The organism is Saccharopolyspora erythraea NRRL 2338 (assembly GCF_000062885.1).
Classification (GTDB): Bacteria; Actinomycetota; Actinomycetes; order Mycobacteriales; family Pseudonocardiaceae; genus Saccharopolyspora_D; species Saccharopolyspora_D erythraea.
Genome location: NC_009142.1, coordinates 3,498,172 through 3,513,951 on the forward strand (window position 1 = coordinate 3,498,172; position 15,780 = coordinate 3,513,951).

Consider the following 15,780-nt stretch of genomic DNA (forward strand, 5'->3'; position numbering starts at 1 on the left):
GTTCCGGGGTCTGAGAGGCCCCCAGGCCCTCTCAGACCTTGTCCACTCTAGCGGACGCAGGGGTGATTCGCGCAAGTGCTCCCGGCCGGCGACTTGGCGGGAGTATGGTGGCCACTTGACGATGTGGTCCGAGCCGAGTATCCGCCAGGGCGGACGCCGGGGTGGGGGCTGGGCCACGGGGGAATGACCGTTGAGCGTGAGGAACCGAGGATGACCCCGGAACGCGGCGGTGAGCGCAGACCGGCCGGGTCGCGACTGGATGCGAAGCTCGACCACCTGATCACCACGCTGTACCCGGACCGGCAGTCCCGGCCGGGCTTCGCCAAGCTGGCTGCCGAGATCCGCAGGCAGACCGGCGAGCCGATGTCGAGCACCTACCTGTGGGAGCTGGCGACAGGACGCAAGAGCAACCTCACCCAGGGCACGCTGAGCACACTGGCCAAGTTCTTCGGCGTACCCGGTGAGTACTTCCTCGACGACGAGGTGGAGTCCAAGGTCAACGCCCAGCTCGACCTGGCCATCGCGCTGCGCAACCAGAAGGTGCGCTCGATCGCGCTGCGGGCCGACGGGCTCTCCGACGACACCCTCAGCGCCGTGCTGGCGATGCTCTCCGAGGCGCGCAAGATCGAGCGCCTGGAGCCGCTGGACGAGGAGGCGGGGCAGGCTCCGGAAGGCGGCTAGCCATGTACAACGCCCGGTGTCGGCGGCACGATGTGTTCCGCAGATGCCCGATCGGGAACGACAGCGAGACGATGGCGATGGACGGCAGCTACAGGCGGTGCCAGGAACTGGTCGGCGGGCTCACCCTGCCCCGGCCGTTCTCGGCGATGGGGCTGGTGGAGACGCTGGCCGAGCAGCGGGGGCGGCCCATCCACGTGCGCACGCTGCCCGGTCGCTTCACGGTCAACGCCTGCGGCGCGTGGGTGCGCCTTGCCGACAGCGACGTGATCTTCATCGAGGCGCGCACCACCCGGCTGCACCGCGACCACATCCTGCTGCATGAGATCGGCCACATCGTCTGCGAGCACGGTGATGGTTCGATGACCGGGGGCGAGATGCTGAGCCGACTGCTGCCCGACCTCTCCCCGCAGCTCGTCGAGCGGCTGCTGACCCGCACCGGCTATTCAACGGCGGAGGAGAAGGAGGCGGAACTGGTGGCGAGCCTGATCAGGACGGCCGCGCGCACACCGAGCGCGACGGGAGTGCTGGGCGAGCTGGAAGCGGCGCTCGGCGTCCCGGGCGGGACGGTATGACGCTGGCCGCCCTCAAGCAGTTCGGGGCCGACGCGCTGCTGGTCGGCGCCGTCGCGCTGTGGATCGCGATCCTGGTCCGGCTTCCCTCGGCGATCCGCTCCCCGCAGTCGCGCCGCCTGCTGATCGCCGCGATCGGCATCGCCGGGTCGGTCACCGTCTACCTCGACCCGGTCACCGCGCTGTTGCGCAAGACCTACGTCTTCGCCGACAGCTGCGGCATCTTCATGAACCTGTGGGGCGTGCTGAGCTCGGCGTTCATCCTGGACTTCGTGCTCGCCGCGGTGGCCAGGCGCAGGCTGTGGCTGGTCTACGGCAACGCGGTGCTGGTCAGCGTCGCGCTGGTGGTGCTCGACTCGGTCTCGGCGCCGCAGTCGGGCTGCGTCACCTCGGTGTCGGTGCCCTGGTACAGCCCGTTCTGGTGGATCCTCAGCGCCGCGCACGTGGCGGCGGTCGCCCCGTGCACGGTGCTGTGCGCCCGCTACGCCCGGCGCGCCGCCTCCTCGGGTCCGCTGCGCCTCGGCCTGCGGCTGCTGGCCGCCGGGTTCGCGTCCTCGACGTTCTTCTGGGGTCCGGTCATCATCGGGTTCCTGCTGTTCCGCCCGCCGTGGCTGGGTGCGCTGTTCTCGCTCAACATCGCGGTGACGACGTGGCTGATCACCGCGGGCGTGGCGTTACCGGTGATCCTGCGGGCCCTCGCGGTGCGGACCGGTCGGCGCTCGCTGCGCAGGCTGAAACCGCTGTGGGAGCGGCTGGTCGACGCCGCACCCAGCATCGCGCTGCCGCAGCACACCGTCGGCGGGCTGCCCAGGTGGTCGGTCGACCTGCGCCTGTACCGGCGGGTGATCGAGATCAGGGACGCGATCCTGATCCTGCGCGACTACGTCGGTGACGACGTGCTGGAGGCCGCCCGCGCCCACGTCGGGACCGACCCGGTACCGGTCGGCGACACCGAGGCCGCGGTGACCGCGTGCTGGCTGGAGGTCGCGATCGCGGCCAAGGCCTCCGGTGACGAGCCAGCCGCCTCTGCGTCGGTGCCCGAACCCGAGCACGACCCGTCCGGCGACGAGCTGGCCTCGGAGATCCGCTTCCTGGAGGCGGTCGCCCGTGCGCAGCGCTCGGAGTCGGTCCGGCGCTTCGCGGAGCGCCACCGCAGGAGCGGCGAGTCGGCGCTGCCGCGGCAGGAGACGTGGTGAGCACGTCCGGATACGGCGCGAGCGCGCTGAGCAAGGACCTGCCGGGGGAGCGGGAGCGCCTGGGCTCCATCCAGTCCAGTGTGGACGAATTCAGCACCGCGGTGATCCGCGGCCTCGGGCTCGCGCCGGACTGGCGCTGCCTGGAGCTGGGAGCGGGCGCGGGCTCGATCGCGCGCTGGCTGGCGCGGCACTGCCCCGAGGGCCACGTCGAGGCGGTCGACAACGACGTCCGCTACCTCGACGCCGGGGACGCGGCCAACCTCACCGTCACCGAGGCCGACGTCACCGCGGAAGGCTTCGAACCGGGGCGCTTCGACCTCGTGCACGCTCGGTTCCTGTTCTGCCACCTGCCGGAGCGGGACGAACTGCTCGCGCGGGCGGTGCGCTGGCTCAGGCCCGGCGGCTGGCTGGTGATCACCGATCCCTACCAGCTACCCGCCGACACCTCGCCGTTCCCGGTGGTCGAGCGGATCATGGCCGCCTACAAGCGCAACTTCGAGCGCCACGGCGCGGACCTGACGTGGGCGCGCGGCCTGCCCGCACTGCTCGGCTCCAACGGGCTGGGTTCCATCGGGTTCACCGGCAAGCCCGCCTGCATGGGAAACCTGGAGCAGGACCGCTGGCGGCCGCTGATCGCGAAGGTGGCATCCGCCCTGGTCGCCGACGGCGGGATCGACCGGTCCGACCTCGAGGAGTTCGAGCGGCTGCTGGCCGAGCCCGGTTTCGTCGACATCCCGCAGTTCACCCTCGCGGCCTGGGGCCGGGCACCGGGAGCGCCCTGACGGGCTCGGTGCCCCGGCCTGACCGGACCTCGGGTGCGGGTGGTCTCCGGGCGGCGGTGGCCGCCGCCCGGAGACCACCGCATCAGCCGCGCACTTCCAGCTCGCTGAGCCCGGTGTGCTCGGGCCCGGCCGGTCCGGTCAGCTCGACGCGGACGTAGCGGGCGAGCCTGCCGCCGGGGATCTGCTCTGCCGCCTCGGTGAACTCCCTGCCGTCGACGGAGGTGAGCAGCCGGAAACCGGTGGGTGCGGTCTCCGGCCACCGCGGCGTGATGCCGGAGATCCGCCGCGGCGCACCGAGATCCACCGTCGCCGAACCCTGCGCGCCGTTCAGCGCCCAGGTGGTGGCGGTGTTGCCGTCGACGGCGGCCTCGGCGTACTTGCCGGCCTCCTCGCTGGTCGCGCTCGCGGTCTTGCAGCGCGCCAGGTTGTCGGTCGGCACCAGGTCCGGCCTGCGCGTCTTGAGCGTCAGCGCCGCGTCCCGGCTGACCACGTGCCGCCCGTCCGGCGCCTCCACGGTGAACGGCTCGCCCTCGCGCAGGCGCACCTGCGTCTCGTGCTCGCCCACGCGGACGTCGAAGGTGCGGCCCTGCCAGTGCAGCCCGGTCAGCTCGACCCCGCCGGGCAACTGCGGCGGGAGCATCGGGTCGAGCACCGCCCTGTCGCCGCGCCACCGCAGCCCGGTCAGGCCGTGGGTGAACACCTGGGTGTAGCCGCCGGCACCGGTCAGGAAGTTGAACGTCGGCGCGCCGGCGCCCTCACCGGCCCGCTCGCCGCGCGCCTCGGAGAACTGCGCGAACGGGTCCTTCTCGAAGGGCCGGATCGAGCGGTTCAGGTAGGTGTTGGTGGTGCACCCGGGCTCGCCCGTCGCGGCGGCGTCGATCGCGTGCGCCGAGTCGGTCATCGCCGGTCCGTCGGGGTCGGTGCGCGGCGCGTAGTAGTCCAGCGTCCTGGCCGCCGCCTCCGGCGGCATCGGCCATTCCAGCGGGTACTGCAGGAGGACGGCGTCGGCCTGCTTGATCTTCTGCCCGCCGTAGCCGTCGTACTGCTGGAAGACCTGCTGCTGCGGGTCGTAGGGGATGCGCAACCGGTCGGCGATGCCCGTCCACTCCGGCGGGGCCTGCTCGCCGAGCAGCTTCGCGGCCTCGGTCGCGTTGCGCAGGGTCACGGCCGCCCCGGCGTTGGTGAACACACCGTCGTTGACGCCGTTGCTGTACTCGTCCGGACCCGCGACGTTGTTGATCGAGTAGCTGCCGTCGGGGTTGGCGGTGACGCGACCGGCCCAGTACTCGGCGACGCCGCGCAGCACCGGCCAGCCGTGCTCGCGCAGCCAGCGTTGGTCGCCGGTGGCAAGGAAGTACTGCCAGGCGGCCAGCGCGACATCGCTCTGCAGGTGGTTCTGGGTCAGGCAGTGCGGCGGATCCCAGCTGTGGCAGTCCTTGGCAAGCTCACCGCTGTCGGCACTGGTCCACGGGTAGAACGCGCCCTTCTGGCCGATGGAGGCGGCGTTGGCCCGCGCGGCCCCGAGCATCTTCTCCCGGTAGTCCACGACCGAGCGCGCGATGTCCGGGTGCTGGAGCAGCAGGCTGGGATACATCCACAGCTCGGTGTCCCAGAAGATCAGTCCGGCGTAGTTGTCGCTGCTCAGGCCCGCGGGCGGGACGCTGAAGCCGTGGTCCTGGCGGATGCTGGACAGGATCGCGTACTTGCTCGAACGCAGGGAGTTCTGCAGGTCGGGCCTGCCGGGAACGCGGATGTCGCTCTCCCACAACCGCTTCCACCGCTCGGCGTGCTCCCCGAACAGCTCGTCCCAGCCCCGGTCGGCGGCCTCGCGGGACGCCCGCACCGCCGAGGCCGCGTGGTCCGGCGTCGTCACCGACGTGTCGACCCCGACGAACTTGCTGAACTCGTAGGTCTCACCGCGCTGGGCGGCGAAGCCGAGCCGCTGCTCGGCGTTGAGGCCGTCGACCCGCTGCTGCACCGGCTCGGCGTCGACGGCGGAGTCGGCCCGCAGTGTCGAGGCGACGGTGCCGGTCGCGCGGACACCGTCGGTCTCGAACCCGACGCGCACCGTGCCGCCCTCGGCCTTTCCGCCGGTCGGGTGCAGCCTGCGCGCGCCCGCACCGTCGATGGCGCCGCTGACCTCGGCCGGACCGTCCCAGCGCGGAGTCATCCGCATCCGCACCGCGCCGACGTTGGGGTGCGCGCGGTCGGCGACGACCTCGTAGGTCAGGTCGGTGGCGTGGCCGTCGGGCGTGGTCCAGGTCAGCGAGGTGCGCACCACGCCGCACTGGAGGTTGACCGCCTGGCGGAAGCCCGAGATCTGCTCCGGCGGTGTGTTCGGACCGAACGTCTGGTCGCCGACCCGGACGTTCAGCGTCGACCACGTGGGGATCGCCGCGATGGCGTGCCGCGGCTGCTTGCTCTGCGAGCTCGGCCCCTCGCCGTAGAGGCCGGCGACGAAAGCGCCGTCGAAGCGCGGGGTCTCCAGCGGGAAACCCGTCTTCTCGCCGGTCGCGGCGTATCCGCTGCCGGTCGGCGGCACTCGCTGCGACAGGTAACCGTTCCCGACGAACGCATGCCGGGTGTAGTCGGAATCGATTCGGTCGGTGGACAGTTCCCAGCCCCGGTCGCTCGCGCAGAGCCCGGACGTCTCCGCCGCGGGGGCCGCGGTCAGCGCGACGGGCACCACGGCGCTCGCCGCCACGAGTAAAGCCCCGCCGACGACGCTGACGGCACGGGTCGTTCGCATCGGTCACCTCTTGTTCGGTTCAGAACGAAGTAGTCGGTGACCTAACCTCGCCGGAGACGAGGAGTCAAGAACGGGTTCGTCACTCGCAGCCGGGGCTCCAGCCGTCGACGCGAGGCCCTGTTCGGGCGCCGCGATCGAGGAAACGGCTGGTCACGGCTTTCCGCTGGTGTATACGGCAAATCGTTTCGCCCAGGTGGGCATGTCGTGTGATCGACGTGGGCGGCGAGAAAATTCGTATCGGGCGAAATGTGCGCGCGGTGGCCCGGTGTCGTCGTGCGACACCGGAGCGTGGTCACCGGGCGGACAGGCGGTGCCGAGGTGTCACCGGCGCAGCAGTTCCGAGGTCAGCGCGTGCAGGCGCATCGCGTCGGACCGGTCGAACGACCGGCCCGCCAAGCTGACCGGTGTGTCGGCGTTGAACGCGCTCAGCGGCTCCGCGGGCGGCGAGTCGACCAGGGCGACCGCGGGAGCGATGCCGTCGGCGACGGACCTGCCGTTGGCCTTGGCGTACGCGACGTGCGCGGCCGACTCCGCGTCGTACTCGCCGGAGAAGCTGGTCGACACCATGCCCGGCCCGTACAGCACGTAGCGGGTCCGGGCGCCGGGGTGGTGCGCCGCGAAGGCCACGCCGAGCAGGTCGTTGAGCTTGCCGCCCTGGACCATCGCGGTGTTGCCGTGGTAGTCGCGGGCCAGTTCGAGGTCGTCCCAGCGGATCTCGCCGAAGTCGGCACCCGGCCCGCAGAAGTTGACCACGACCGGCGACTCGGCCTTCTCCAGGTTCCCGAGCAGACCGTGGCTGAGCACGAACCGGCTCAGGTAGAACAGCGCGAAACCGTGCTCGCGCCCCTCGCCGGTCTCCAGTCTCGTCGCCCGGTAGTGCCGTGCGCACAGCACGAGTGCGTCGACCGCGGGGAAGTCCGTCGCGATCCGCTCGACGAGCCGCTGGTTCTCGCCGACGAGGCTGAGGTCGGCGGCGATGAAGGTGGCCCGCTCCCGGACGCCGATCCCGGTTGCGGCGTCGAGGAAATCCCGGCCCTTGCGCTCGTCGCGGCCGACGATGACGACCTGGTCGCCGCGCTCCAGGAAGATCTGCGCCAGCGCGCGGCCCATGCCGTCCGTTCCGCCGGTGATCACGATGGTCTTCACGCTTCTCCGTCCGAGGTGGTTGCTCGATCAGGACATGATTTTGAACTCGTTGGTTCACCGTAGCGACACTGATCGTGCTAGGCAACTAATCAGGACAGTAACTTGAACCCGACGGTTCAATCAGTGCTTCTCGTGCGTGCAGTGCTGCGAGCTGGGGCCGGTGGCGTGACACTCTGGACATGACGGACCCAGCAGCCTCCACTCCGTGGGTGCGGCGCATCGGGCACGGCGAGTTGCTGCTGCGCCATCGCTACGAGATGGCCAGCATCGTCAACGACATCCTCATCGCGTTCTGGTTCATCGTGGGGAGCCTGCTGTTCTTCAGTCCGCTCACCACGACCGCCGGGGTGTGGATGTTCCTGCTGGGCAGCATCGAGCTGGCGATCCGGCCGTCCATCCGCCTGGTCCGCCACCTGCACCTGAGGAAGGTGCAGAAAAGCATCGAGCACGAGTCCGACCAGGATTTCTGATCAGGTCTACTGTGGACCGAACGGTGACCGTCGCCGGGGCTCCCCGCGTGGCAGGTCTTCCGGGTTGATCCGGTGTCCCGCTGGCGGGACCACCTGCCGTCGGCCGAACCGCCGGAATACCGGCCGCGGTCCGGAGCGCCGACCACAGAACGTGTAACGGATTCGCGATGTCCCCGATAGCCCCCACGTCCGAGCTCGGGTGCTTCCGGCATCGGACTTCTCTTTCACCGAGTGGGGGTTGGATGCAGGAGCCGATGCGGACGCCGCTGGTGCTGCCCGGCGGGATCGGTGCCCGGGGGGCCGTTCGAACGCCGGTGCTCGCCGCACCACCGCAGCCTCCGCAGCCGGCCCCCGCGTCGGCCCACTCGACGGTGTGGGAGCGGTGGTACCGCGTCGCGGTGGTCGTCAGCGACGTGCTGGCCACCCTGCTCGCGTGCGGCTTCGGAACCGTGCTCGCCGTCGCGCTCGGGCTGTCGGCGGGAACGCGGACCGCGATCCTCGCGGTGCTGGCGTGTTCGGTCGTGCTGTGCAGCCTGTCCGGTTCCTGGAGCCCGCGAATCCTCGGCGAGGGGCCGGAGGAGTACCGGCGGGTCGGACGCGGTGTCTTCGCCGCGGGAGTCGTGCTCGCCGTGCCCGGACTGGCCTTCCCGTCCTGGGACGTGCGGTTGTGGGTCTTCGGTGTGCTGCCGCTGCTGGCGGTGCTCGCCGTGCTCCTGCGCTACCTCCTGCGCCGCTACCTGCACAGCGCGCGCGGCACCGGCCGGTGCCTGCTGCCGGTGATCGCCGCGGGAGACCCGCGGACCCTGCGCGACCTGGTCGAGCGGACCCGGCTGCAACCGCACGTCGGCTGGCGCATCGAGGCGCTGTGCGTTCCGGCGGCGGTGGGGCAGGTCAGCGAGATCGAGGGCATCCCGGTGGTCGGCGACCTCGAAGGGCTTGCCGGCCACGTACGGCGCGGCGGGTACCGGGTCGTGGCGGTCACCGCCGACCAGCACTGGACGCCGCGCCGGTTGCAGCGGCTGGCGTGGGAGCTGGAGGACACGCCGGCGGAGATGGTCGTCGCACCGGTGCTGATGGAGGTAGCCGGTCCTCGGCTGCACGTTTCGTCGGTGCTGGGGATGCCGCTGCTGAGGGTCAGCGCTCCCGTGTTCAACGGTGCCCGCCGGATCATCAAGTCGCTCGCCGACTGGGTGAGCGCGTTCCTGCTGCTGGTGCTGCTCGCGCCCGCGCTGCTGGTCATCGCCGCCGCGGTCAAGGTGACCGACGGCGGGCCGGTGATCTACCGCCAGCGCCGGATCGGCCGCAACGGCACGACGTTCACCATGCTGAAGTTCCGCTCCATGGTGGTGGACGCCGACGCGCAGCTGTCCCGGCTGCGGGCGGCCAACGAGGCGGACGGACCGCTTTTCAAGCTGCGCCGCGATCCGCGGGTGACCAGGATCGGTGCGGTGCTGCGCCGTTACTCGCTCGACGAGCTGCCGCAGCTGTTGAACGTGCTGACCGGCCGGATGTCGCTGGTCGGACCGCGACCGCCGCTGCCGGAGGAGTCCGACGCCTACGACTCCGAGGTGCGCAGGCGGCTGCTCGTCAAGCCCGGCCTCACCGGGCTGTGGCAGGTGAGCGGGCGCAGCGACCTCTCGTGGGCCGAGAGCGTCCGGCTCGACCTGCGCTACGTGGAGAACTGGTCGCTCGCGCTCGACGCCGTCATCCTCTGGAAGACGGTGCGCGCGGTGCTGAAGAAGCAGGGCGCCTACTGACGAAGCAGGCGCCTGCCGGACGGAGAAGACGTCTGCGGGCGCACCAGGTTGCCTCTGATGGAGCAATGCCCATACGCCGGGCGGAATGCTTGCTGACGTAGGGAATCCTCGTGGTCGCGCCCGGCGCCGTCAGGGCCGCGCCGCGATCTCGGCGATCTCCCGGCGGTAGCGTTGCGGGGCGAAGCGTTCCCGCGCGTGCTCGCGCGCCTGCTCGGCGGTGCGGACGGTTTTCTCCCAGTCGTCGAGCGCGCCGCTGATGGCGGCAGCGAGCGCGTCGGGGTCGCCGGCGGGCACTACCGCGCCGAACTCGCCGTGCGCCACGGTTTCGGGAAGACCCTGCGCGTCGGTCACGATCACCGGCGTTCCCGCGAGCTGCGCCTCCACGGAAGTGTTGCCGAACGGCTCGAAGCGCGAGGGCACGAGCGCGATGTCGGCCTCCCGCAAGGCGTCCCACACGTCGGTCTGGAAGCCGTGGAAGCCGACGACGTCGCCGAGGTCGTGTTCGCGGACCAGGTCCTGGAGCTCCCGCTGGTACCACTCGTAACCGGTGAACACCGAACCGACGAGGTCGAGGGCGACGGCCCGTCCCCGCGCGCGCAGCCGAGCCACGGCGCGGACCGCGACATCGGTGCCCTTGCGGGGAGACAGCCGGCCGACGAGCACCAGTCGCACCGGATCGTGCGGGGCGCGCGGAGCACCCTGCTCGCCCTCGGGTCCCGGAACTCCGTTGTAGACCAAGCGGATCCGCCGTCGCAGGCGGGGGAGGGGCCGCGTGGTCGCGGCCGCGGTGGCCTCGCTGTTGACCACGACGGTCGTGGCCGCGAGCAGCGGCGCGCAGAGCGCGGCGCGGACCGCGGGTGCCGCGGCTTCTTCCGCTTCGTGGACGTGCGCGATGACCGCGTGCCGGGTCAGCCGCGCCAGCAGCAGCCACGTCGGCACGGTCACCGTGTTCACGTAGACGACGTCGGCGCGGGTGGATCGCAACAGGCGCACGGTGGGTACCACCGAACGCGCGAAATCCCCGAGCAGCCGGATGAATCCGCTGGGCCGCAAGGCTGATTTGCGCAGCACGGGCGTCGGGCAGTACACGACTTCCGCGCCCTGCTCCCGAATCGCCTCGGCGAGCGGACCGTCGCCGGGCAGCGCCACCACGACGCGCCAGCCGGACTCGGCCAGCGCGATCACCGACTCCAGGAAAACCCGGTCGGAGCCGTAGAGTTCGGCCGAGGGATGGGCCATCAGAGCGGTTCGCAGGGTCACCGCGTCTCCGTTCGGTCGGTCGTCGTCGCGTTGTCGGCGGGTGCTTCGTCCTGCGCCCGGCCCGCCATGCTCGCCCACGCGGCGAGGAGGTAGAGCCAGACGCACGCGACGTTGGAGGGAGCCCCCAGTCCCTCGGTGAACATCGAGTTGGCGATCAGGCCGCCGATGAGCGCGAGCACGATCATGCGGTCCATCCGCGGCTCGGGACGGATGTCGCGCAGCCGCACCGCGCTGACGATGATGCCGCCGAGCAGGAACAGCCACACCGCCGCACCGAGGAGTCCGGTGTCCACCAGCAGGTTCACCAGGCCGTTGTGCCCGCCGCCGAGCCCGATCTCCTCCAGGAACATCCCCTGCGACGCGGTCAGGCCGTAGCCGTAGAGGGGGCGCTCGGTGAACGCGTCGAAGGCGTAGGCCCACAGGTCGGTGCGGGAGTTGAGCGAGGCCAGCCGCTCCGCGGACTCCCCGCGGGCGAAGAAGGACTCGATCTGCTGCCCCAGCGCCAGCCACGCCAGCACGATCCCGACCGACAGCGCCGCGGCCACCTCGATCCGCCTGCGGCCCCGCCACCGCGTCCAGGCGATCGCCAGAACGCCGACGATCGCACCCAGCGCCGCACCGCGCGTGTTGCTGCCCACCAGGCCGGCGGCGCAGATGCCGAGAAGCAGCAGGTAGACCGGCATCGGCCAGCGCGGACCCGGCCGCGGCAGCTCGTGGCCGAGGACGTAGGCGGTCAGCAGCACGACCGCGATCGCCAGGAACTGGCCGGCGTCCACCGGGTGCAGGTGCAACCAGGTGAACCTGTCGGGCTGGGTGGGGAGTCGCGGGAACGGCACCACGACGCCGAAGACCACCGATCCCGCCACCAGCACCGCGAACCAGTGCGCGACGCGGTGCAGGGCCTCGCGCGAGGAATGCCGGGCGATCGAGCGGGTCAGCGCCAGCACCACGACCACCTGGCACGCCCGCACCAGGGCCAGTTCCCGGTACGGCGAGTAGAGCGCCGAGAGCACCAGCACGGCGGCGTAGGCGTAGGCCGAACAGGTCAGCCAGTCCGCGCGCCGGATCCGCGACGTCGGGCGGAACCGGAAGAACAGGTAGGCAGCGACCGCCGAGTAGGCAGCGATCTCCAGGACGATGAAGACGTCCGGCGAGCCCGAGACCGACTCGTCGTTGGCGCGCAGCCGGAACTTGTACTCGCTGGCGACGATGAGCGCCAGCACGCAGGCCGCGGGCCAGCGGTGTGCGGCGGAAGTGCCGTCGCGGCGCGGTGTGCGCGCGCGTCGGCGTGCGGTGCTCCAGCTCACGGCCGGTCCTCGGTCGAATGGGTTGGTGTGCGCGGAAGGCGCGGACGTCGGCGCGGTGTAACGGCAGCGCGCCTTCGACATATTACTAGCTGAGCGCAGATGTGCGTGAGCCGGACGAATCCGCGCGTCGCGGCGCTGCGCCCGTGCGAGAACGGGCCCGTGGAAGAACGGTGGAGCCGTAGGAATGCGGATTTCAATGATAGGTACCCGTGGCGTGCCCGCACGCTACGGGGGCTTCGAGACCTGCGTCGAGGAGGTCGGGCGGCGTCTGGTGGAGCGAGGCCACGACGTCACCGTGTACTGCCGCAAGGCAGGGGCGGAGCCGCTCGCGGCGGGCAGCCACCTCGGGATGCGGCTGGTGCACCTGCCCGCCCTTCGGCGCAAGACCCTGGAAACCCTGAGCCACACGGCGCTGTCGGCGCTGCACGCGCTGATCGATCCCGCCGACGTCGCGATCGTGTTCAACTCGGCCAACGCGCCGCTGCTGCCGTTGCTGCGGATGCGGCGCACGCCGACGATCACCCACGTCGACGGGCTGGAGTGGAAGCGGGCCAAGTGGGGCAGGGTCGGCTCCCGCTACTACCGCACCGCCGAAGCGCTCGCCGTGCGGTGGTCCGACGCGTTGATCGCCGACGCGGTCGGGATCCAGGACTACTACTCAGACCGGTTCCGCACCGACACCGACTACATCCCCTACGGTGCCCCGGTTCTCGGTGAGGTCGGAGCCGACCGGCTCGCCGAGCTCGACCTGCTCCCGCACCGGTACCACCTGGTCGTCGCGCGCTTCGAACCGGAGAACCACGTGCACCTGGCGGTCGAGGGCTACCTGCGCAGCTCGGCGCGGCACCCGCTGGTCGTCGTCGGCTCGGCGCCCTACGCCGACGAGTACACCTCCCGCATCACCAGGCTGGCCGCGAGGAATCCGAACGTGCGGCTGCTGGGAGGGGTGTGGGACCAGGCGCAGCTCGACCAGCTCTACGCCAACGCCCTGACCTACATCCACGGGCATTCGGTCGGCGGTACCAACCCGTCGTTGCTGCGCGCCATGGGTGCGGCAGCCGCGACGTCGGCCTTCGACGTGCGTTTCAACCGCGAGGTCCTGGGTTCGTTCGGCCGGTTCTTCACCACCGCCGGCGACCTGGCCGCGCTGTGCGACGACGCCGAGGCCGACCCCGCGGCGACCGTGCGTCGCGGGCGGGATCAGGTCGCGTCGCTCAACCGCTACACGTGGGACGGCGTGACCGACGACTACGAGCGGCTGGCCCTGCGGGTCGTGCGTGCGGGTGGCCGCGAGCGCGCGGCGGCCCGGCGGCGTGCCGGCGGATCCGGGTGGAAGCCGTGGAAGGCCAGGAGCGTGGGCGCGGCCGTGGCGGCCACCCCACCCGAAAGCGAGGAAGTGCGATGAGACGGGGAAGCAAGGCGCTGTGCGCCGCGGTCGCGCTGGTCGCGGCCAGCGGTTCGCTGGTGGCGTTACCGGTCACCGGAGCCGCCCAGCCGCCACCGCTGCCGGTCCCGGCGACCGCGGGCGCGCTGCCCACGCCGCAGACCGACGGCATCGTGTTCTCGGTGGCGATCGTCGGCAACACCGTGGTGGCCGGAGGCAGGTTCACCAAGGCGCGGCCGGCGGGTGTGGCACCGGGCGGTCCGGGCGAAGTCCGGCGCGACAACCTGCTCGCGTTCGACCTGCACACCGGTGAGCTGCTGCCGTGGGCACCGGTGGTCAGCGGCAGCACCTTCGCCGGGCCGGACCCGGGGCCGTTCTGCGAACCCGCCGACGGCGGCCGGTGGGTCTGCGACGCGGTGTTCCGGATCAAGCCGTCGCCGGACGGGCGCAAGGTCTACGTCGGCGGCGACTTCGACAAGATCGACGGGCAGTGGCGTTCCAGGGTCGCGGCGTTCGACGCGGTCACGGGTGCGCTGGACCCGGCGTTCCGGCCGCAGGTGGCCGGCCGCGTGCGGGGCCTGTCGGTCACCGCCGACAGCGTCTACCTCGGCGGCGGCTTCAACGCCGTCGGCGGAGTGCCGCGCACCCGGCTCGCGGCGGTCTCGGCGAGCGACGGCGCGCTGCTGCCGTGGGCGCCCGCCGCCGACCGCGAGGTCTTCGCCGTGCTGGCGGCCCCGGAGCTCGGACGCGTCGTGGTCGGCGGTGCCTTCGACCACGTCAACGGCGTCTACCAGCACGGGCTCACCGCCGTCGACACCGCGGGCGGGGCCCGCGTGCCGTGGCAGTGGGTCACGCCGTCGGATTCCGACACCATCACCGACCTGGTTACCGACGGGACCGGCACGGTGTACCTGGGCTCCTACAACTGGCGCGGCGGCAACCCGCGCCTGGAGGGCCGGGGAGCGGTGGAGATCGCCACCGGACGCCCGCTGTGGATGGACGGCTGCTACGGCGACACCCAGGGCGTCGCGGTCGCCGACGGCGTGCTCTACAGCGCCTCCCACACCCACGACTGCTGGGCCATCAACGCGGTGCCCGAGAACGGGCCGATCGACTACCACCGCCTGCTCGCCGAGACCACCGCCGCGACCGGCGCCGCGCAGCGCGACATCAACCACGTGCGCCGGGGCGACCCGATCCCGGAACTGCTGCCGTGGCTGCCCAACACCAACGGCGGGCCGTCCACCAGCCCGTGGCTCAACGGGCCGTGGACCGTCGACGCCAGGAGCGGGTACGTGGTCGTCGGCGGTGAGTTCACGGTCGTCAACGGCGTGCCGCAGCAGTCGCTGACGAGGTTCGCGGCGCGCGGCGTGCCGGGCGTGGTGAACAACGGGCCGCAGGTCCCGTTCCCGGCCCCGCGGCTGAGCCGCAGGCTCTTCGGCGGCTACAACATCACCTGGAACGGCACCTGGGACGCGCAGAACCGCGAGGTCCGCTACGAGGTGATGCGCGCAGGCACGCCCGAGCCGCTCCACGTCACGACCGCGCCGGCCTGGCCGTGGACGATCTCGGAGATGCGCTTCACCGACCAGCGCCCGCCCCAGGGCCGGGTGGAGTACTGGGTCCGGGCCGTCGACGCCGACGGCGCCGTGCTGAGCAGCCCGCACAGCACCATCGGATAGCCGCGCAGCGGCAGAACGCAGAACAGGGCCCTGTTCGTCAGAGCCTGTCTTCGACCCGCCTTGCGTGGCGGTGTGGGTGGCGGAATCTCAGTGCCTGTCTTTGATCTTGTTCAAGTGGTGAGTTGGCGCTGATCTTCGGTGTAGCCGTGTGCAGCGGGGCCTTCTCGCAGCGCGGCGGCCAGCCGGTCCTGCTGCTTGGGCGAAAGCCGACATTCGGTCCCCGAGGGCCCCTTGGACACCAGCCCGCTTCCCCGCCTGAGAGCCACCGCCGCCGCCACACATGCACAGCGTTGTGCGACACCCGCAATCGCTTGGCGATCTCCGGAACCGGTACGTCCTGGGCGAACAACTTCGCCGCTTGCAACCGAACCGCCTCACGCCGGGCACGACCCTCAGCTGTGAGCCCACCACCATCGGGATACCGCACCCGAACCAGATACCGCATCCATCAGCCGCCGTCAGCCCGACACGCCGTGATCAAACCCTGACAGTTCAACCTCTGTAGCCAATGGCGTCGACGATGTCGCGGCGGGAGTGTTTTTCCGGATGACCGCCGTAGAGGGTCTGGCAGGCCGGGATCGGCAGTAGGGGCTCGATCAGGGGCCCACTCGGCGTCGGTGGTGTCGGTCGGGTAGCGGCGGGGCCGGGTCGTGAAGCCGGGGCGCGGGGTGGTGTACAAAGCGGGTCGGGCCTTTGCTGTTCCTATTCCCCACCGGGGATCAAAGACAGGCACTCAGGCGTCCTCTGGCTCCGGGATCTTTTCTCGCGTATCAGCCATACGCCGCGAGAACGCGGTC

At 71.3% G+C, this 15,780-nt stretch carries 13 protein-coding genes and 1 pseudogene; 8 read left to right on the forward strand and 6 right to left on the reverse strand.

What is annotated here, in order from left to right:
- The first annotated feature begins 210 nt into the window (after positions 1 to 210).
- The 4 genes from SACE_RS15360 (at position 211) to SACE_RS15375 (ending at position 3,228) form a co-directional block, all read left to right on the forward strand.
- Positions 211 to 681, forward strand: coding sequence for a hypothetical protein (locus SACE_RS15360; protein WP_009949070.1), 471 nt, complete (start codon positions 211 to 213; stop codon positions 679 to 681).
- A 77-nt stretch (positions 682 to 758) separates the two neighbouring features.
- Positions 759 to 1,253, forward strand: coding sequence for a hypothetical protein (locus SACE_RS15365; protein WP_009949068.1), 495 nt, complete (start codon positions 759 to 761; stop codon positions 1,251 to 1,253).
- Positions 1,250 to 2,446: an MAB_1171c family putative transporter gene (locus SACE_RS15370; protein WP_009949067.1), complete on the forward strand. Its 1,197-nt coding sequence runs from the start codon at positions 1,250 to 1,252 to the stop codon at positions 2,444 to 2,446. The genes SACE_RS15365 and SACE_RS15370 overlap by 4 nt, the downstream gene beginning before the upstream one ends.
- Complete coding sequence (locus SACE_RS15375) at positions 2,443 to 3,228, forward strand: class I SAM-dependent methyltransferase (RefSeq protein ID WP_009949066.1); 786 nt, start codon at positions 2,443 to 2,445, stop codon at positions 3,226 to 3,228. The genes SACE_RS15370 and SACE_RS15375 overlap by 4 nt, the downstream gene beginning before the upstream one ends.
- 82 nt (positions 3,229 to 3,310) lie before the next feature.
- Here the strand turns inward: SACE_RS15375 and SACE_RS15380 are convergent, their stop codons facing one another.
- Together SACE_RS15380 and SACE_RS15385 are read right to left on the reverse strand one after the other, a co-directional pair.
- The gene (locus SACE_RS15380; protein ID WP_009949065.1) at positions 3,311 to 5,977 is read right to left on the reverse strand and encodes a glycosyl hydrolase family 65 domain-containing protein; all 2,667 of its coding nucleotides are present in this window, start codon (positions 5,975 to 5,977) and stop codon (positions 3,311 to 3,313) included.
- 321 nt (positions 5,978 to 6,298) lie between these two features.
- Positions 6,299 to 7,123: an SDR family NAD(P)-dependent oxidoreductase gene (locus SACE_RS15385; protein WP_009949064.1), complete on the reverse strand. Its 825-nt coding sequence runs from the start codon at positions 7,121 to 7,123 to the stop codon at positions 6,299 to 6,301.
- Positions 7,124 to 7,302: 179 nt separating this feature from the next.
- Between SACE_RS15385 and SACE_RS15390 the strand changes: the two genes are divergently transcribed.
- Positions 7,303 to 7,593: a YrhK family protein gene (locus SACE_RS15390; RefSeq protein WP_173401311.1), complete on the forward strand. Its 291-nt coding sequence runs from the start codon at positions 7,303 to 7,305 to the stop codon at positions 7,591 to 7,593.
- Between the two features lie 242 nt (positions 7,594 to 7,835).
- A complete protein-coding gene (locus SACE_RS15395) occupies positions 7,836 to 9,350 on the forward strand; it encodes a sugar transferase (protein ID WP_009949062.1) in 1,515 nt (504 codons plus the stop codon).
- A 129-nt stretch (positions 9,351 to 9,479) separates the two neighbouring features.
- Here the strand turns inward: SACE_RS15395 and SACE_RS15400 are convergent, their stop codons facing one another.
- Together SACE_RS15400 and SACE_RS15405 are read right to left on the reverse strand one after the other, a co-directional pair.
- The gene (locus SACE_RS15400) at positions 9,480 to 10,610 is read right to left on the reverse strand and encodes a glycosyltransferase family 4 protein (protein WP_009949061.1); all 1,131 of its coding nucleotides are present in this window, start codon (positions 10,608 to 10,610) and stop codon (positions 9,480 to 9,482) included.
- Positions 10,607 to 11,917 carry an O-antigen ligase family protein gene (locus tag SACE_RS15405; RefSeq protein ID WP_009949060.1) on the reverse strand — a complete coding sequence of 437 codons (1,311 nt, stop codon included), beginning with the start codon at positions 11,915 to 11,917 and terminating at the stop codon, positions 10,607 to 10,609. The genes SACE_RS15400 and SACE_RS15405 overlap by 4 nt, the downstream gene beginning before the upstream one ends.
- Positions 11,918 to 12,131: 214 nt before the next feature.
- On the opposite strand from SACE_RS15405, the gene SACE_RS15410 reads away from it, so the two are divergent.
- Positions 12,132 to 13,322, forward strand: coding sequence for a DUF1972 domain-containing protein (locus SACE_RS15410; protein ID WP_009949058.1), 1,191 nt, complete (start codon positions 12,132 to 12,134; stop codon positions 13,320 to 13,322).
- The gene (locus SACE_RS15415) at positions 13,319 to 14,983 is read left to right on the forward strand and encodes a PQQ-binding-like beta-propeller repeat protein (protein ID WP_009949057.1); all 1,665 of its coding nucleotides are present in this window, start codon (positions 13,319 to 13,321) and stop codon (positions 14,981 to 14,983) included. Before SACE_RS15410 ends, SACE_RS15415 begins: the two co-directional genes overlap by 4 nt.
- A 37-nt stretch (positions 14,984 to 15,020) precedes the next feature.
- Here the strand turns inward: SACE_RS15415 and SACE_RS40150 are convergent, their stop codons facing one another.
- Entirely contained in the window at positions 15,021 to 15,428 is a 408-nt protein-coding gene (locus tag SACE_RS40150; RefSeq protein WP_098505311.1) for a helix-turn-helix domain-containing protein, read from the reverse strand.
- A gap of 56 nt (positions 15,429 to 15,484) precedes the next feature.
- Positions 15,485 to 15,662: pseudogene (locus SACE_RS38325) on the reverse strand (transposase); the annotation flags it as partial.
- Between the last annotated feature and the right edge of the window lie 118 nt (positions 15,663 to 15,780).